We start from the raw sequence: 18,562 nt of genomic DNA on the forward strand, positions 1-18,562 counted from the left end.
ATCGGTGACAAATAAATACTGTTAATAGATTGTTACTTTTCATCTGAAAATAGATGTAGCAGGAACTTAAACCAGAAAACAGATGAGGAGGAGAAAAAGGAAATATTGACAGGGATAAATAAGAGTAAATATGTCTTGTTAAAAAAGAAGATAATTTACCTGTGAAGCAAAAAGAGAAATTGACAATGGTTCAGAAAGTCTTTCTAGTTATAGAGAAAATACACCTACTTAACGAGGAACTTCGAGGTAGTTATTCACTCCCCCCCTCTAAAATTATCGAAACCCTTGATCTCTCCTAAATTTTTAATTCCTAAATTTGCTTTGGTATCTGGGGAATGTGGGATATAATTATAATGGATGGGGATTTAAATGTGGGTTATAACCTGCTGAATGTACGAAAGGAATTTGTACGGTTGGCTCACCCGAAAGTTACGCCCGTGGACAAGAAGTAGTATTCTACCTTGGTGGAGGCGGGAAATAAACAGCAATGTATGGCTTGCGCCACGTTGTGCTATCAGCATTGTCTAAGTTTTATGGAGCAGAAGTTGTGACCCAGGAATTTCACCTTTCCGCAACGTCGGTGGGGCAAAATGACTATCTGGTGAGGACGGAACAAGTTGCGCCTGGGGTGCCAGTGGCAGAAGAACTGGTGCATTGGCCTGTGGCTGAGTGGTTGACTGCCGCAGGGGATTTAATGGATGATCCCTTGCAGTCGGTGTTGCAGGGGAATATGGTAGCCAGAAACTCTGTTAACTTGGTAGCCTTGGGACAAGATTTGTATAATGCGTTGTTTCAAGGAACGCTGCGGGATAGTTGGATTACCGCCCAAGGTATTGCCCAAAATCACCAACAGGTGCTGCGGCTAAGATTAGGACTGAAGGATACGCGGTTGGCGCGGTTGCCGTGGGAAATTATGCACGCTGGCGATCGCCCTTTAGCTACTGGGCCTTATATTACCTTTGCCCGTTACCAAAGTGGGATTGCCCCACCATCGCGGTTACCGACTCATAATCTGCCCATGTCGCCGGAAGCACGGGGGATAAGAGTGTTAATGGTCATTTCTGCACCTACTGATTTAGTCCGGCTGGATTTACTCAAACAAGAAGCTATTAATCTGAAGGCAGAACTGCGCCGCCAAACATTAAAGGTGGCTGATGGTAATCATCATCTACCAGAAATTGAATTAACTGTTCTAGATCAACCGGGACGGGAAGAACTTACCCAAGCCCTAGAACAGGGACATTACCATATTCTCCACTATTCTGGTCACAGCAATTTGGGTGGCAATGGTGGACAAATTTATTTAGTGAGTAAAAAAACTGGTTTAACAGAAACTCTTAATGGAGATGATTTAGCTGGGCTACTGGTGAATAATAATATTCAAGTGGCAGTGTTTAACTCCTGTTTGGGGGCATATCGGGCGAGATCCGAGGTAGCGGAAGACTCAGGGGAACGGAATTTAACTGAAAGTTTGGTAAAACGAGGAATTAGAAGTATTTTGGCGATGTCAGAACGCATCCCTGACGAGGTGGCACTGACGCTGACACAGTTGTTTTACCGCAATTTGGGTCAGGGCTATGCTTTAGATTTATGTGTAAGTCGAGTCCGTCAAGGTTTAATTTCTGCCTATGGTTCTCAACAGATGTACTGGGCTTTGCCGATTTTGTATCTTCAGCGAGAATTTGATGGTTGTTTGACACCACAAGTTAATTTATCTGGCTATTCTGAGTTGCTGAACGAGTATCAGCCGACTAAGCTGACTAATAGTGATAATTATTCTGCTATAGCCAGTAATCTAGAAAGTATAATGGCTATAGATGATATTCTTAATCATAATTTTGAAGAGGAAACGACGGAGGTAGACTGGCTAGGGGAGGATACTTGGGGTGATCTTGTGGATGAGATTGAGTATGATGACCCTAGCTATAATGAGGACTCGGCAATAGTTTCTGATTTGTTTCGTCAGCTTGGCAATCCGGTGACTAAACCAGAAAAACCAAGTATGAAGGCGGAATTAATCGAGGAGAATCATCATTATCAGTCGGAAATGCAGGTTGCCCCCACGAAACAAAATTTAGATTGGGGAAATGTTCCCACTCAAATTACGCCAACTCCTTTGAATTTTGAGAAGCGTGAGGTAAATCCTCAGTTATCACCGTCACCTGTGACTCCCAAGGGTAATCGCTCTTACTGGATGAAATCACCCTTGTTGCTGTGTGGTTTGGTGGGAGCAGGTGTAATTACTATGATTGTGGGGATTGGTTGGTGGTGGCATCAACGACAAGTACAGAAGTCTTCTGATGTTCCACAGATTCCTGGAGAAAATTTCACGAGTAATCAGTATCCACCCATTAATTTAGCTAATTCATCTACGGGAATTGTCACGGCTACAGCTACGGCACAGTTGAGTCAAGGTAATTTAAAGTCTGGGTTGGATGCTATTAATGAATTACTAAATCGTGGGGCTTTTACGGCTGCGGAAACAGCTTTAAATTTGATTCCTGTTCAGGATGCTGAAAATCCATCTGTGAACTTTTTCCGGGGGCGTTTAGCTTGGCAGTTAGTCCAAACGAAAAATAATAAGTACAGTATTGATGATGCCCGTCGTTATTGGGCTAGGGCTGTACAAAATCAGCCAGATTCTCTTTTATATAATAATTCTTTAGGATTTGCCTATTATGGGGAGGATAATCTCAATTATGCTAATGATGCTTGGTTTAAGTCGCTGAGTTTGGCTTTAAAACCTCAACAGAATCAAGGTTCAGGTCCAATGAAATATCCCCAAATAGCGGGAGAACCGGAGGCTTTGACGGCTTATGCTGGGTTAGCATTGGGTTTATATAAATCGGCGAAGAATCAACCTGCTGATAAACGCCAGCAATATTTACAGGAAGCGATTAAACTGCGGCAGATGGTGATTCAAAATGCACCAGCAGACTTTACTATTGAGAGGTTATCACAAAATTGGCTATGGACGGAACAGGCGATCGCTGATTGGCAGAGTCTGGGACAGGCGAAGTGATCACTTTTGCCAAAAAATAGTCCATAATGGGAAGTGTAAAAAAAGTGCGAAATCCCATACATCAGGCTGAAATTAAATAACTATGGCTGTATTCACAGTGTGAGACAATGAATCTGCTTAGATATATAAACGACGTTATTAGAAGTCAGGAATCAAAAAAATGAAAAAAGTAGAAGCCATTATTCGTCCATTTAAATTGGATGAAGTGAAAATCGCCTTAGTTAATGCGGGCATCGTCGGGATGACAGTTTCTGAAGTTCGGGGTTTCGGACGGCAAAAGGGTCAAACTGAACGCTATCGGGGTTCGGAATATACTGTGGAGTTTCTCCAAAAACTGAAAGTGGAAATTGTGGTTGAAGATGCCCAAGTTGATATGGTTGTAGATAAAATTATCGCCGCCGCCCGTACTGGTGAAATTGGTGATGGTAAAATTTTCATCTCCCCTGTTGAACAAATTGTGAGAATTAGAACAGGTGAAAAGAATACTGAAGCTGTGTAAGTAGTCAGTAGTTAATACTGTGGATTAAAAAATAGCGTTGCTGAGTCCCTGGCTGTGAAAACAGAAAATCAGCAGCGTTTTTTTATCTTTATTTGACAAAGTGGGTAAGTAATTGCCAATTACTTACTTGCTTTAAGTCATTTATTTTGCCTGCAAAGATATATTGGAGTGCAGTGCGTGTTTGTAAATATCCCCTGACTAAATAATGTCCTGGTTGAAGATTAATGTCATCTATAGCTTGAGTGAATTTAACGGTAGTTCCACAAAAGGTTTTATTGACTGGTAAATTAACTTTGATAAGCCGATCATATACATAATTAGTTGGCAGCATAAATACAGCATATACATGATGTTGACCCAACCAGGGACGGACTAATATTTTCTCAGGATGGATATAAGATTGTGTAATTTGGCTAACCATAAATCCCGCTTTTTCACAGGGAAAACTTGGGGATTTATCTAAGAACTTAACAAAGCCAATTATGATCACTAAAGTCAAAGAAAATAAAAAATAAGGGAGTTGACGGTTTCGCACTGCTAGTATCAATAACTATTCATGGTTTCCATTTTAATAGGATACCCAAAATAATAAAGTGTGTTACTACACAGCCACTATTGCGATCGCTCATACAGCGATTTCCAATCATATAAGGTACATCTTAGCCCCCTCATCGCTTGCGGGGAGGGGGTTGGGGGTGGGGTTCTTGTTCCGGGTTTGATGACAATTTGCTGTAATATTCAATAAATCATTTTATTACCCGTAATTACTGCCATGAATAGGAATTCGGTTTGAATCGCTGTGTTAAATTTTGCCACAGGTCAGGCATAATCCTGTTTATGTTGATTATCAGCCATAGTCGGGCGATGACCACCCTCTATGAACACACTAGAATTATACGTTAGTGAAGGACAAACTGTACAGAAAGGACAAGCGATCGCTGCTGTTGGTTCTACAGGCTTATCCACCAGACCCCACCTCCATTTTGAAGTCCGCCGTGATGGTACACCCGTTGACCCAGCAAATTAAGTAGGTTAGCATTGAAAATCGTCGTTATGGCAAGGCAAGAGGCACTCATGCAAGAGGCAAGAGTCAAGAGGGTTTGGGCGATTTTACTTTTCTTTACACAGATTGGTTTTATTGTGTTCACCTACTTACTCATAATTTAATTTTATTTAAATTGAAAAAGTGTGCTATGGTAATAGAGGTATAAGGGCGCGTGGCTCAGTGGATAGAGCAACAGGTTCCGGTCCTGTAGATCGGGGGTTCGAATCCCTCCGCGCTCATTTTTGTGTACACACAAGTGTTATCTGCAAGGGTTTCAGGCGTTATAGACCCCTGAAATTGTCATTACGAGCGCAAGTAATCACATAATCTTGTGGTTTTTGCGATTCCTAGGTCGCGCTAGTTCCCTCCGGGACGCAATGCGTTCGCTATCGCTTCGTTATTCCTCCTCTGTGGGAGACGCTACGGGAAGGCAATGAAAGACTTCCAGAGCGATTCCTAGGTCGCGCTATCTCTATTCCTATGGCTCCTGCGTCGCCACGCAAGCTATCGGAACGCTACCGCGAACGAGACACTACCGCGAACGCTATCGCACAGCCTAAAATTAGATAACGAAACCAAGTCATAGGGGGAATTTTAAGACTTGTGTGTACACCGTAGCCCACTCCGGGAGGGGTGTTGAAAGGTGTTGAAATCTTTATTGCTAATTTTACAGCCATTTTTGAGTAGATAACTAATGGCACAACGAGTTAAATTATCTTCTGTATTACTGTAAGTGTCGAATAAGTTTTTTGATAAATTACGTTCGCTATCTGAAGTTGGAGATTTTTTCCCTTTTTTACTTTTCGCTGGTTGAGTTTCAGCAGGATTTTGGGGAGCAAATTGAGCCAAAATTTCGGCAGATTCTGTGATTCCCGTGTGGTTAGATGTTATTTATCAGGGGTTAGCTAAAAAATTGGCTGATTAAAACTGAAGTCGCATGATTACTGTATATTGGGAGCATCGCTTGCTTTTGATGAAAGTGCGATGCCTTCGGCGAGCGGAGCGATCGCTCTAAATAAAATTTTATGAACTATATTTAAATATTATTATTGCAGCAATGGATAATACTCCTGTACTCTTGAAGAATATCAATCAATATCATGACAATGTGATGGTTGAAATCTGAAACTATACTTTAATTCAGCGTAAAAAACGGAATGTCACAGTCTGGACTACTTGAACTAGCACATGAAAAGCTTCACTGGCCAACTCCACAAGAAATTTTGGACCCATCTGGTGCTGGTCCAGGTGTTTATGCAGGAATCGCTAGGGAAAAATTAGGTAGAACTATCAGCAAACTTTCAGATGGTTATGGTGTGCAAATAGGCGTGCTGTCGGCAAATCCTCAAGGTGACTCAACAGAAACACCTATTGCGTTGGTGTGCGATTTTCCTACAGAAGTTTCAGAAGACACAATAAGAAAAACTTATCAACTTGCTTGGAGTTTTTCTCGTACACCATCACTAATTACAACAGAACCTCAGCGATTAAGAATTTGGACGTGCTACGAAGAACCTCCAAAAGAGGATGATGTTATCAAGCCTGTAGTTAATGTTTCTAAACAGGAAATTGAGTCATTTAATCAGTTATCTCTTTCAGGTCAAGCTGCTGAAACTTTGCGGTTACACTGGGTTGATCTAGTATCTGGTCAATTTTTCCAAGAACATAGTCAGCGATTTCAACGAAAAAAAGCTGCTGACCAGATGCTGTTAAAAAATCTAAAAAGTGTTCGGAAAATACTTCAAAAAAAAGAACTTGATGATGACACGATTCATGATTTATTAGCAAGAATTATTTTTATTCAATTCCTTTTTGATCGTCAAGAATCTGAAGGTAATCCTGCTTTAAATACAAACTTACTAGATTATTTATATCGAATTGGTGAATTATCTGCTAAATACTCTCATTTAGCTGACATATTAAGAAATCATAGAGATACTTATAAATTTTTCCGTTGGCTTAATAGCAAGTTCAATGGTGATTTATTCCCAGGTAAAGGTGCTACGGAAGAAAAACGTGAAACTGAATGGCAAACAGAAGAACAAAAAGTTAAAGAAACCCACCTAAATATACTTGCTGATTTTGTTAGTGGTCATATAGACATTGAAACTGGACAATTAAGTCTATGGCCATACTACCGTTTTGACGTTATACCTTTAGAGTTTATCAGTAGTATATATGAGGAGTTTGTTAGTAAAGAATCTGGCACAGGAGTTCATTACACACCAGAACATATAGTTGATTTTGTATTAGATGGTGTTTTACCTTGGGATAGTGAAGAATGGGATATGAAGATTCTTGATCCTGCTTGTGGTTCAGGAATTTTTCTAGTTAAAGCATTCCAACGTTTAATTTATAGATGGGAAAAAGCTCATCCAAAAAAAATTCAACCTAGTGATTTAAAATATTTACTAGAAAATAATTTATTTGGTGTTGATGTAGATGCTCAAGCAGTAAGAGTAGCATCTTTTAGTCTTTATTTAACCATGCTTGATAAAGTTGAACCTCAATATTATTGGGATAATGAGTTTCGCTTTCCTAGATTACGTGAACGTCAATTAATTGCTGCTGATTTTTTTGAAGAAGAAAAAGAAGGTTTTCGTTCTGTTGAAGATGCTGCTAAATATGATTTAGTTGTTGGTAATGCACCCTGGGGTAAAAATTCCGTAAAGAAATCTTTATACATAGATTCTTGGAAGAATAGACCTGAAAATCGGAATAAATGGAATACCTCTTATGGTAATATTGCCCTTTTCTTTCTACCAAAAGCTGCTGCTTTAACTAAATTGGGTGGGCAAATCGCAATGATGCAACCTGCAATGGCTTTGATTTTTAATCAAAGTAAACCTGCTCAGATATTCCGTAATACTCTCTTTTCAGATTTCAAAATAGAAGAAATAGTTAATTTGTCTGCATTACGTTTTGGACTTTTTAAAGATGCTATTTCTCCAACTTGTATCATTACTATGTCAGCAATACCTCCTGATGGTGAGCCTTTGACATACATTTGTCCCAAGCCCGTTATGACAAATGAGGATGACTATCATATAGTAATTGAGCCAGATTATATTAATATAATTTACCCACAAGAGGCAATAACAGATCCATTAGTTTGGACAGCTTTAATGTGGGGAGGAAGACGCGATCTGAATCTTATTAGGAGATTAAGTAGATTTAATAATCTTACACAATTAGAGAATAATAATATTGCTATTACTAGTCAGGGAATAATTAGAGGTACTAATAAACAAAGGTATAATCATCTTTTAAATAGACGAATTTTAGAAACGAAAAATTTCCCAAAAAATACATCTATTCGTATTAGTAAAAATGATTTTCCTATTAATCAAGATCCCTACGCTGAACGAGGAAGATCAACAAAAATAGATGCTTTCAATTTACCACAATTAATAATCAAGCAAAGCTGGCTAGTAGAAAATAAACGATTTAGAGCAGAACTAACTGAATTAGATGGAACTAATGAAGGAATTATTTGCTCTGGTAGCTATGTCAGTGTACACATTGCCGAAGAAAATTCTTTAATATTAGAAGCAGCTTGTCTGAGCTACAAAAGTAAATTGGCTGTCTATTATCTACTACTTTCAAATGGTCGTTTTGCGTCATATATTCCTGAAATAAAACCAAGCGATTTACTGCGTGTGCCAATACCTGAATTATCGGTAGGAGAATTACATAATATAAAAACAATTGATGATGATGATATAGATGAGCGCATACGACAAGCTTTTGAATTTAAAGATAGTGAATGGGTGCTAATTAATGATTTATTTAATTACACTCTGCCAGACTTTAAAGGAGATGGTGCTTCGCCAGGACGCAAAAGAACTCACCGTATAGATAATAGTCAATTTCAGAATAATACTGAACCTGAACTTACGGCATATTGTGAGTATTTCTTGCGAGTTCTTAAAGCAGGATTTGGACAAGATAAACAAGTTTGCGCCACCATATTTCAGGAACAAACTAAAACTCTTCTTCCTATTCGCTTAGTGGCTATTTATCTTAATAAGCCTGATTCTGAAGGTGTTCATATTAAACCTATTGACTCCCCTGATTTAATGGAACGTTTGGAAAACTTAAATAAGTTATATCTGGAAAGAGGAAGTATAGAAGACGGTGGCATCTTTTATCAGCGTGTTGCCAGTATCTATGATTCTGTAGAATTGAAAGGGGTGAAAATTCCTACTATTTATTTAATCAAACCTGACAAAATTCGTTATTGGACTCGCTCTATGGCTTTAAGAGATGCTGACGAAGTAGCCGCAGATATTATGACTTAGATATATATCTGAGATTAATTAACTAAATTTAAACGCAAAATATTAGTAGTACAGGAGTTAAATTTTGATTAGAAGACGGCAGACAATTTCGGAATTAAGATGGCCAGAGACAGATGAATTCATGGCGATTTCTAAGGATTGGTGTGAAACAGCATCAATCAATATACTTACTTTTGTGTGGAAAGGATATGATTTATTAGTAAACGAGGTATTCTCAGAAATTGATTGTAGTCAAGCTGAAGATGATATTGAAAGAGATATCACTCAACTGCTTGAGCCAGAAATTCGCAGCGTTATGACAGGGGATGAGCCATATTATGTTCAACATGGTTCTTATGAAAGGGAGACTCGTCAAGTTGCACCAGCACAACCAAAAGAGTATGACATTGCATTTATTCTTAGAAAGAATAGAAGGATTATATGGCCTTTAGAAGCTAAAGTTTTAAAAACAGATGGCGCAGTAGGTGAATATGTAAAAGAAATAAATGAAAATTTTATAACTTGCAAGTATGCACCCTTTTCTTATGAAGGAGGAATGCTCGGTTATCTTTTTTCTGGTGATCCTAACAAAGCTTTTACCAATATTGAGACTAAAGTACCATGCACATTAAATGATCATCCAGATTTTCCAATTCGTGATCACAAAACCTCGGATCATCAGAGGGTAGTTCCATCAGGAAAATCATATCCTGCTGAATTTCGGTGTCACCATTTACTATTAAAAATAATTGCCACAGCCCCTACTGATACATCATCAGTATAGATACAAGACTTGCAATTAATTAGTGAGTAAATGTATTAAATTAGCTAAATTTAGTTTGCAAAATAATTACAAAAGAGGTTTATCTAAAACTGATTATAACCGACTATTACTAGATAAACTAAAATGGTTTGTGGGCTAGATTTAAGTAGACAAGCTACCCAAACACACGGCATGAAGCCGACGTTCACCCACAATTACATTCTATCATTTATAATTGAAAGTTTCAAATATTTAGCTGATGTTAAAATAATAATCCCTTCTTTAAAGCCCGAATAGAACCAATCATGGAGCATTTTCACCTGTTCCAATTGAATAAAACTCTTCCGATTCAATCGGTGAATTTCTGCTTGTAATTTCTCATCATTGGGGAGAATATCACCTAATTCTTGAGCAACACTTTGGGCTTGTTGTGAAGTCATAATTTACCACCCGTAATCTTCGCGCATTTGTTCATAATCAAAAACCTCTGGCATATCTGGTTGTGAAGAACTTTCCACAGATGCCACTTCTATTTCTTCTGGTTCAACAATCACAGGTTTTTTAACAGTTCGACTCCCTTCGACTTCGCTCAGGGCAAGACGCTCACTGCTGGCTTTTTCAACTACAACCTGTTCTTCTTTTTGGCGTTCCTTTTTCGTTTTCTTTTGCTTAACAAAAGTTTCTCTGTCTCTTACCTCTGCCAAAATCGAACGATTACTAATTTCTTTACCTGCTTGTCGAATCCTGCGACTCATGGCTTTAGCCTCATCCAGAGACAATTCTTCAGTCTCCAAATCTTGAGCATAAGCACGAGCTAAAAATTCTTCTTGAGAACCTGTTTGACGATAAACCAAGATAGTTGTAATGTCTTTGGGGTTAAATCGCAACACCACGCTTTCCCCAGCGTAACCAGCTAGGTTTTCACCCCGATAGGTGAGATTTTCAAGTTGCAGATATCCACCCCTATAAATCGAGCGTCGAGTTTGTTTCATTAAACAAATACGCAAATCTTCTTCTGAGATTAAATCAGGTGCAACAATTAACCCAGCTTCCCATCTTTGATAACGAGTTTGATCTCCTAAACGAGCATCAATACTTTGGTTATATTTGTCTACGAGATAAGTAGGTTAGCATTGAAAATTGTCGTTATAGGAGGGCAAGAGGCAAGAGGCAAGAGTGAAGAAGCTTTGGGCGATTTTACTTTTCTTTACACACTTTGGTTTTATTGTGTTCACCTACTTACCTTACCAATAGACGTTCTAATTCTCTTAAAGTTAAACAAGCTTCTTTCTCCTCTTCCTTGTTCCTTCGCGCTCTTTGCGTCCTTCGTGGTTCATTTCTTCTTTATCCGTCAAAATTTATTTGACAGACTACTAGTACCGCAGGGCAGAAGTCAAAAGTCAAATGTCTGATCCCAACGACAATTTTTAACGCCAACTTACTTAATTTGTCTCAAAAAAACTACAATACCACCTGAAATTAACGAAACTCCCAACCAAATTAAAGGTTGTACTAAACCAATTTTTGTTCCTTGCTGATTCTCGTTGACATTTTGCCCCGGTTGAGAAATATCTACAGCCTTTCCTGTAGCCACAGTGACAACAAACTTTAACTCAAAAGGTTTAAAACTTCCCTTAATCACAGGTTTACCACTCAATTGCAACTGATAAGCCCCTGGTTTGGGAAAAGTTACTTCTGTTCCTGGTATGCCTTCATACCGTTCAGCCTGAATAGATTTTAATCGAGGTTCAATTAATGCTGGTTCTCCTGCTACATGAGGTTCAGCATAAATAGCCAACCGACAATTACAATCTTTTAAAGGAATTACCTTACCACCCTTTCGCGTCAGGGCAAACCAAGTTTGAGTAACTTCCCCAGCGCGGGGATTATCATTAGGTTCTAAATGGACAGTACCACCCACATCTTCGGATATTTTCACCGTGTGGGCTAAAACTTGAGTATTTGTAGTAACTATCAAACTAGATAAAATTAATAATAATAGATACCTGATTTTGCTGTTACATTGAGTAGAACGAGTCAATTTACCGCGACTTATTGGGAGGAACATAAAATTTTTCTAGATGTAAATATAACCAAAAATACCGTGAGCGCACTAATAATACACCAGAAATAATTATCCCCAGGAACACGGCTGCTAACTGGTTTTGCCAACTTAATCTGAAAGCACCCAGGTAATGAGAACCGATCATCAGCGTATGAATAGCACTCAATAACAAAGCTGGTACACTCAGGAGATGAATTTGTCGCCAACGCTTACCTAATGACTTTTGCAGAAAGTCGAAACTTGTACAAGCAGCAGGAAGCATTAATAATAATGCCATAGCTCCTGCAATCATCCCCCATTGAAATTCTAACTTTAAAAACCAAAAAGCGTTGAAATTCCACGCTAGAGAATGTTCAACATGATGAATAGTATGTACCCCAGCCAGAACAAAAGCCCCAACTCCCAAAGCTCGACGGTAACGCAGAGGTGCAGACCAAAAACTATTCACAGGACGGGCAATCAATGAGAGAATTAAACAAATTAGAGAAGCGTGTCCGCTATAGTCTGTCATGGTATCCCCCGTTCGTAAGAGGGTAATAGCCCCAATTATTAGAGTTAGCCAACCACCCAAGCGAAATAATTGACTGCGGCGATCTTTACTCATTAAAGCCGTAGAAACACCTACACCTAGCATGATGGGCAGCGTGCCAATTCCAAAAGCTAACATTGTCGCTGTTGCTTGCCACAAATTCCCTGTCGCCGCAGCCTTAATTTGAGCCGCATATAAAAAACCACAGGGCATTAATCCCCATGTCATGCCCAAAAGTGTCGGTGTCCACCATTGAGTTTGTGCAGATAACTTGAGCATGGCTGCACTGAGACGGTTGTGTAAATTCCCTTTTAAGATGGGGTGTAGTAGGGGAATATGCGGTAATAAATCTGGTTTCACCTGTCCTAAACCAAACCAAATCAGAATTATGCCTGTAATTATGGCTATCCAACGCCGCAAATCACTACCGACTCCTGCAAGTTGTCCACCTTCTACTAATACCGAACTGATTGTGCCAATACCAGCACCTACTAAAGCGTAACTCAACATTCGCCCCAAGTTGAGTAAGGTATGAAACTTTAATTGCTGTTGCCAAGTTGGATTTTCCTGCTGTTTAGAAAGAGAAAAAGCTACTGTTAAGGGTCCACACATTCCAAAGCAATGTCCAAAACTGCCCAAGAAACCTAGTAATGTGATGAGTAATAAATCTAGCATATTCATGATGGGAACTGGGAATTGGCAATTAGACATCTCCAAAAAAGATGCTAGAGACATTCTATGGAACGTCTCTACAAGGGTTTCAGGTCAAGCATCTTTAATTTCTGGAGATGTCTATTGGGAAAGTATACTTTTTACATCTCTTATCATGATGTCCATGTCAAAAGACAATCTGTCAAACTTGGTGTAGTTTTAACACAAACAGCAGAAGTCCCACATCTCACTCTTAGGAGTGTGGGATGAATGCGCGCGAGTGAGGAATTGACCAACAGGCGAAATTGAATGCAGTTCAATCAGGATCGTTGGTCAATGACGAATGAACATTTTCCGGTAATGATTGTTTTGACTATTGGCGGTTTTTTTCCGCAATCTGAGATTGTACCGATAGTTAAAAATACTCCTGTACAACAACCTCAAACCCCGGGGAAACCCCAAAATGTGAACAATACTCTATTGGTTGATAGTAATCAACTTTTCGCTCATGTTCAAAAATTGAATTTTCGGCGTTATAGCAAAATGGAGCGATCGCTTACCCGTACATATATCACAAAGGAACTGCGAAAATTTGGCTGGCAACCTCAACTAGAAAAATTTCCTCAAGGTGTAAATATTTTTACCCAACGACCAGGAACAAACAAAACCGCCGGAGCAATTCTCATTGCTGCCCATTATGACACAGTTCCTGCCTCTCCGGGTGCAGATGATAACGCCACTGGTATAATTACTGTGAAGAGCTAATTTAAAATTTGTCAGCAAAGACATTAAAAACCTACCGGGGGACTCTCGGAAAGTTACGCTTGTCAGAGATGATTCTGCCAGTAATGGCAAACAGGATCAGGGCAAGAACCGTACATCTAAGGTAATACCTGAAAAGCGGATATTATTCGAGCAGTTGTCTTGACAATTATTCGATTAAGAATCCCCGCGTCTTTAGACCGGGGAGTGTCAAAAATTAACTAACTTTGAGCAATACCTTCTTCCCGTGCGGCTTGTTGGACAGCAGCAGCCACAGCAGTAGCAACACGCCGATCAAAGACAGAAGGAATAATATGTTCCCGGTTCAAGTCCGAGGGTTTAACTAAAGATGCGATCGCACTGGCAGCTTCCAAACACATAGCAGTAGTAATCGTCCTAGCCCGACAATCTAAAGCCCCACGAAACACCCCAGGAAACGCCAGGACGTTATTGATTTGGTTGGGGTAGTCACTCCGACCCGTAGCCATCACAGCGACGTTTTTAGGAGCTAATTCGGGCTGAATTTCGGGAATAGGATTAGCCATTGCAAACACAATTGCATCCTTCGTCATTCCCTGTACCATTTCTGGTGTCAAAACTCCCGGTGCGCTGACACCAATAAACACATCTGCACCTTGAACTGCACCAGCTAAAGTTCCTTGGGCTTTAACAGCAAATTCCAGTTTTTCAGCGGTTAAATCGGTGCGATTATGGGAAATAATTCCCTTAGAATCACACATCAAAATGGTTTCTGCACCAGCTTTGCGGAGTAACCGAGCGATCGCTACCCCAGCCGCACCTGCACCATTAATCACAATGCGGATATCTGCAAGGGATTTCTGCACGAGTTTGAGAGCATTAAACAAAGCCGCTAAGGTGACAATGGCTGTACCATGTTGGTCATCATGAAAAATCGGGATATTTAATTCCGCCCGCAGTCTTTTTTCAATTTCAAAACAGCGGGGGGCAGCGATATCTTCCAAATTTACACCACCAAAAACCGGGGCGATATTTTTAACTGCTTTGACAATCTCATCTGTATCTTGAGTATCTAAACAGATGGGAAAAGCATCCAGTCCAGCAAATTCCTTAAACAGCATCGCTTTCCCTTCCATCACGGGTAAAGCCGCCGCTGGTCCCAAATTGCCTAAACCTAATACTGCACTACCATCAGTGACGATCGCCACCGTGTTCTGTTTGATAGTCAGATTATATACTTCCTCTGGATTTTCGGCGATCGCCTTACAAATGCGACCAACTCCGGGAGTATAAGCCATAGCTAAATCAGAAACGCTTTTGAGCGGAATTCTACTGACAATACTGATTTTGCCACCGCGATGCAAATTAAAGGTGCGGTCATAAACATCAATTACCTGAATATCTGATAATTCCTTCACCGCTTGGACAATAGTTTCCGCGTGTTCCGTACTCGCCGCATCAACAGTCAGATCACGGATAGATTCTTGACGGCTTTGTTCAATTAAATCAATTTGTCCGAGATTACCACCAGTGGCAGCGATCGCTTGAGTAACAGAAGCTAACATCCCCACCCGATTGGGAATTTGTAAGCGCAATGTCACACTAAAACTAGAATTAGGAGTAAGATTTTCCATGTGTGCTAATCTCTGTTTTGAATTTTAGATTTTATAGTGAATTGCTACGGGAAATTTTATTTTCCCAAAAAACCCGTGTCATCCAAAATCAGATTTCCAGAATTATTGACCGCAGATAAACGCAGATAAACGCAGATGAATATGGATGAATTCATCTAAACCTCCAGGAGACCCCCACCAAAACTGTACTCAGTTTGGTGATGGGTGGTTGACGGATTTTCTATATTTATCTCTTTTTGAGCAATATAAGTCCCCGGACAGTTAAGTAGGTGAACACAATAAAACCAAACTGTGCAAAGAAACGTAAAATCGCCCAAACCCTCTTCACTCTTGCCTCTTGCCTCTTGCCTCTTGCCTTGCCATAACGACAATTTTCAACGCCAACCTGCTTATGGTGTTGGAGATAAGTTGCCGAAAAAGTCATAATAATCTAAAGCTTCCAAAATCCCCCAAGCATAATTTCCTTCAGCAAAGTAAATCTGTGGTAAACCGCGCAGCTTTTCCACTTCCTGACTGTGATTTCCCACCACCACTGCCAAAGTATTACCAGCTAACATAGATTCATCATTACCCGAAGCCCCAGCCACCAAAAAGCGTTGCACAGGCAACCCCCATTTTAGAGCCACATAACGAATAGCATCCCCCTTAGAGGCTCGGATAGGCAATAAATCAAGATACATATTATGGCTATAAAATCCCTTCACATGAAGACGATGTTGGCGCAAACGACGGATAATTTCGCGGACACTAGGTGATTTTGCCTCATCCACAAAATAGCTAACCTTAAACTTACCCTGAGCATCAGCCGATTGCAATTCTACCCCAGGAATATCCTGCATGACTTTGCGAATTTCTGACCGTTGCCAATGGTAAGAAATATGTCTTTTCCAACTTGTATCTGTGACTATCTGCGGAGCGTAGTAAATTTCACTTCCTGCCGATGTAATTAGCAAATCTGGCATGGGAAAACGCCATTCCTCCAGCATACTTAAGGTACTTTTCAGACTGCGCCCTGTAGCAATACCGACTCCAGTTGTATTCCCTTGATCACGAATCCTCTCAATTAACTGTGCTAAAGCTTCCCCATCACCTAATAGAGTATTATCAATTTCACACACCAAAAACCGATCAGCCGTTGGTAGGTGATTAGTCTCCGATATATTCCAATCGGGATGTTCATCTGCGGGGGATTTAACAAGCGGACTTAACAGAGATTGAATGCGTTTTTGGGGCAATAATCGGTGAACTTGTTCGAGATAATGCTCTACGTGACTATCCCAAGAAAAATGTTGGCAAACATTAATCATGCCATTCTTAGACCATTGTTGCCATTGTTCTGGATTGGTGAGCGATGTTCGCAAAGCAGTTTGAATATCTTGAATATTCAAAGGATCAATTAATAATCCATTCTGACAAGCCGCGAGAATATCTCTTGGACCACCATCAGCCGTAGCAATGATAGGGACACCACAGGCGCTCGCTTCAATTAATGTCAGTCCAAATGGCTCTGTTAAAGCTGGGTTGATAAACACTCCTTGGGTTTTCGCCGTTAACCGATATAAATCTGGTACATCATCTGCATGATGATGTTTAGGATAAGCAACATGACCATAAAGATCATAGCGGTCTATTAATTGCAATATCTCTAAAAATACTTGACGCGGACCCGATTCCATCGCCAAAATATCGTCTCTTTTGCCTAAAATTAGCACCAAGTTAGCTAATTGGCGCAGTTCGGGATCTTCCCCATAAGCTTTAATTAAACTACTGACATTTTTACGGATAGCTGGGCGAGAAATCGCCATAATTATAGGCTTTTGTATGTCTTTGAGAAACTTCTCTAATTCCTGTTGAATAGGCGGATTTTGCCAATTATCTGCGGCTGGATAAAAACGCTCTAAGGTGACACCTGGAGGGATGACTACCATACGTTCGGGTTGATAGTGATCGTAAACGCTATACTGCTCTTCAACTTCTTGATGAGTGCTGGCTATAACTAAAGCTGCACTTCCCAGAGTGATTTCTTCCGCCTCTATTCTTGTACTAATATGAAAATTTTCTTCAATGGTTTTCTGTTTAGTCCCATGTTCTAATAATCTTTGTTGTTTGATACGTCCCAGAGAGTGACCCGTATGGACTAAAGGTATACCTAACCAACCCGCAACCCTAGAACCTACGTATCCAGCATCAGCATAATGTGTATGAATAACATGAGGAATTTTGCCGATTTTGCGAATGTGTTTGAGTAATTCATCTGCAAATGTATCTAAGTGTGGCCAAAGAACTTCTTTGCGGAGGTAGCGTTTGGGACCACAGGCGATGCGAATAATTTGGGCTTTATCTGTGAGAATTTCGACTGGTTGAGCATAATCAGGGCTAACTTTGGGATCATTTACCAACCGGGTTACTAAATCAACCCTTGCGACTTGGGGATTTTTAGCTAATGTGCAAGCCAGTTCTACCGCGTATTTGGTTTGTCCACCAGTGTCAGCATCTTTACCTAACTCTAGATTGTTACCACGAATTAAACCATGAACGCTGACGAGCAAAATATACAACCCTGGGTCATTTATCACAGTGTTGATTCCTCCATAATTAGCCATAAATCAGACGTTTTTGCCTGATTTGTTATAGTTATAGCAGGGAATAGGGAACAGGGGGAGTTGGGGGAGTTGGGGGAGTTGGGGGAGTTGGGGAAGTTGGGGGAGTTGGGGGAGTTGGGGGAGTTGGGGGAGTTGGGGGAGTTGGGGGAGTTGGGGGAGTTGGGGGAGTTGGGGGAGTTGGGGGAGTTGGGGGAGTTGGGGGAGTTGGGGGAGTTGGGGGGGAGAAAGAATTTTCCCAATGACAACTAACAACCAACAACTGACAACTGACAACTGACAACTGATAACTGATAACTAACAACTTACAGAAATAGTTCGGGGAGAGTAGTTTCTAGTTTCAGACAATTAGCACCATTCACCTGTAATTGATACTCTACCTTATCCATCAACCGATTCATAATTAACCAACCATAACCACCTTCTTGCTTTTCTGTGGGGTTGGGAGGAAAGTAAGTAGATAAATCAAAACCTTCACCATAATCCCAAATCTCTATAGATAAATCTCGGTCTTTCAGTTCTAACCGCAGTAAAATTGTTAATCCAGACTTGTTTTTATGGGCATGACGCACAGCATTAGAATATCCTTCTGTTAAAACCAAGCGTAAGCGACCTGATTGTTTGATCCAATCAACAGATTCCCCTAATTGTAATTGTAAGCATCCGAATAACCATTGTTCTGCAATATTGATAAAATTTAGGTCACTGGGAACATGAAGTTCACTTTTCATAA

General features: G+C 40.2%; 14 protein-coding genes, 1 tRNA gene and 1 pseudogene. 7 read left to right on the plus strand and 9 right to left on the minus strand.

All coding sequences use genetic code 11. From position 1 onward, the window contains the following. Positions 1-547: 547 nt before the first annotated feature. A complete protein-coding gene (gene hetF / locus AA650_RS11470; protein ID WP_053541264.1) occupies positions 548-3,022 on the plus strand; it encodes a cell division protein HetF in 2,475 nt (824 codons plus the stop codon). Positions 3,023-3,182: 160 nt separating this feature from the next. Continuing rightward, a complete protein-coding gene (locus AA650_RS11475) occupies positions 3,183-3,521 on the plus strand; it encodes a P-II family nitrogen regulator (protein WP_039201734.1) in 339 nt (112 codons plus the stop codon). Positions 3,522-3,609: 88 nt separating this feature from the next. Here AA650_RS11475 and AA650_RS11480 read toward each other — a convergent pair whose 3' ends face one another. Beyond that, positions 3,610-4,020, minus strand: coding sequence for a hypothetical protein (locus tag AA650_RS11480; protein WP_442853957.1), 411 nt, complete (start codon positions 4,018-4,020; stop codon positions 3,610-3,612). Positions 4,021-4,382: 362 nt separating this feature from the next. On the opposite strand from AA650_RS11480, the pseudogene AA650_RS26415 reads away from it, so the two are divergent. After that, a pseudogene (locus AA650_RS26415) lies at positions 4,383-4,548 on the plus strand (M23 family metallopeptidase); the annotation flags it as partial. Positions 4,549-4,732: 184 nt separating this feature from the next. Then, a tRNA-Arg gene (locus AA650_RS11485) sits at positions 4,733-4,805 on the plus strand. A 355-nt stretch (positions 4,806-5,160) separates the two neighbouring features. Here the strand turns inward: AA650_RS11485 and AA650_RS27875 are convergent. Next, positions 5,161-5,415, minus strand: a complete 255-nt coding sequence (locus AA650_RS27875) for a hypothetical protein (protein WP_053539119.1) — start codon at positions 5,413-5,415, stop codon at positions 5,161-5,163. A gap of 308 nt (positions 5,416-5,723) precedes the next feature. Here AA650_RS27875 and AA650_RS11495 point away from each other — a divergent pair, with 308 nt between their 5' ends. Together AA650_RS11495 and AA650_RS11500 are read left to right on the plus strand one after the other, a co-directional pair. Then, the gene (locus AA650_RS11495; protein ID WP_053539120.1) at positions 5,724-8,867 is read left to right on the plus strand and encodes an HsdM family class I SAM-dependent methyltransferase; all 3,144 of its coding nucleotides are present in this window, start codon (positions 5,724-5,726) and stop codon (positions 8,865-8,867) included. Positions 8,868-8,931: 64 nt separating this feature from the next. Further along, on the plus strand, positions 8,932-9,630 hold the full coding sequence (locus AA650_RS11500; protein WP_053539121.1) for a hypothetical protein: 699 nt from the start codon (positions 8,932-8,934) through the stop codon (positions 9,628-9,630). A 194-nt stretch (positions 9,631-9,824) separates the two neighbouring features. Here the strand turns inward: AA650_RS11500 and AA650_RS11505 are convergent, their stop codons facing one another. The 4 genes from AA650_RS11505 to AA650_RS11520 all read right to left on the minus strand — a co-directional run bounded on the left by AA650_RS11505 (position 9,825) and on the right by AA650_RS11520 (position 12,878). Beyond that, positions 9,825-10,049, minus strand: coding sequence for a hypothetical protein (locus AA650_RS11505; RefSeq protein ID WP_053539122.1), 225 nt, complete (start codon positions 10,047-10,049; stop codon positions 9,825-9,827). A gap of 3 nt (positions 10,050-10,052) precedes the next feature. After that, positions 10,053-10,601 carry a Mu transposase C-terminal domain-containing protein gene (locus tag AA650_RS11510; protein ID WP_234413375.1) on the minus strand — a complete coding sequence of 183 codons (549 nt, stop codon included), beginning with the start codon at positions 10,599-10,601 and terminating at the stop codon, positions 10,053-10,055. A 446-nt stretch (positions 10,602-11,047) separates the two neighbouring features. Further along, positions 11,048-11,677, minus strand: a complete 630-nt coding sequence (locus tag AA650_RS11515) for a hypothetical protein (protein ID WP_053539123.1) — start codon at positions 11,675-11,677, stop codon at positions 11,048-11,050. Further along, positions 11,652-12,878 (minus strand): urease accessory protein UreH domain-containing protein, encoded by a 1,227-nt coding sequence (locus tag AA650_RS11520; RefSeq protein ID WP_039201738.1) that lies wholly within the window; start codon positions 12,876-12,878, stop codon positions 11,652-11,654. The genes AA650_RS11515 and AA650_RS11520 overlap by 26 nt, the downstream gene beginning before the upstream one ends. A 285-nt stretch (positions 12,879-13,163) precedes the next feature. Between AA650_RS11520 and AA650_RS11530 the strand changes: the two genes are divergently transcribed. Then, on the plus strand, positions 13,164-13,619 hold the full coding sequence (locus tag AA650_RS11530; protein WP_053539125.1) for a M28 family peptidase: 456 nt from the start codon (positions 13,164-13,166) through the stop codon (positions 13,617-13,619). A 218-nt stretch (positions 13,620-13,837) separates the two neighbouring features. Here the strand turns inward: AA650_RS11530 and AA650_RS11535 are convergent, their stop codons facing one another. From AA650_RS11535 to AA650_RS11550, 3 genes are all read right to left on the minus strand, one after another. Continuing rightward, on the minus strand, positions 13,838-15,229 hold the full coding sequence (locus AA650_RS11535; RefSeq protein WP_053539126.1) for a malic enzyme-like NAD(P)-binding protein: 1,392 nt from the start codon (positions 15,227-15,229) through the stop codon (positions 13,838-13,840). A gap of 389 nt (positions 15,230-15,618) precedes the next feature. Further along, entirely contained in the window at positions 15,619-17,805 is a 2,187-nt protein-coding gene (locus tag AA650_RS11540; protein ID WP_053541265.1) for an HAD-IIB family hydrolase, read from the minus strand. Positions 17,806-18,134: 329 nt separating this feature from the next. Beyond that, entirely contained in the window at positions 18,135-18,560 is a 426-nt protein-coding gene (locus AA650_RS11550; protein ID WP_053539128.1) for an ATP-binding protein, read from the minus strand. Positions 18,561-18,562: the final 2 nt, after the last annotated feature.

Origin of the sequence: Anabaena sp. WA102, from assembly GCF_001277295.1 — a bacterium.
In the GTDB taxonomy this organism is placed as follows: Bacteria; Cyanobacteriota; Cyanobacteriia; order Cyanobacteriales; family Nostocaceae; genus Dolichospermum; species Dolichospermum heterosporum.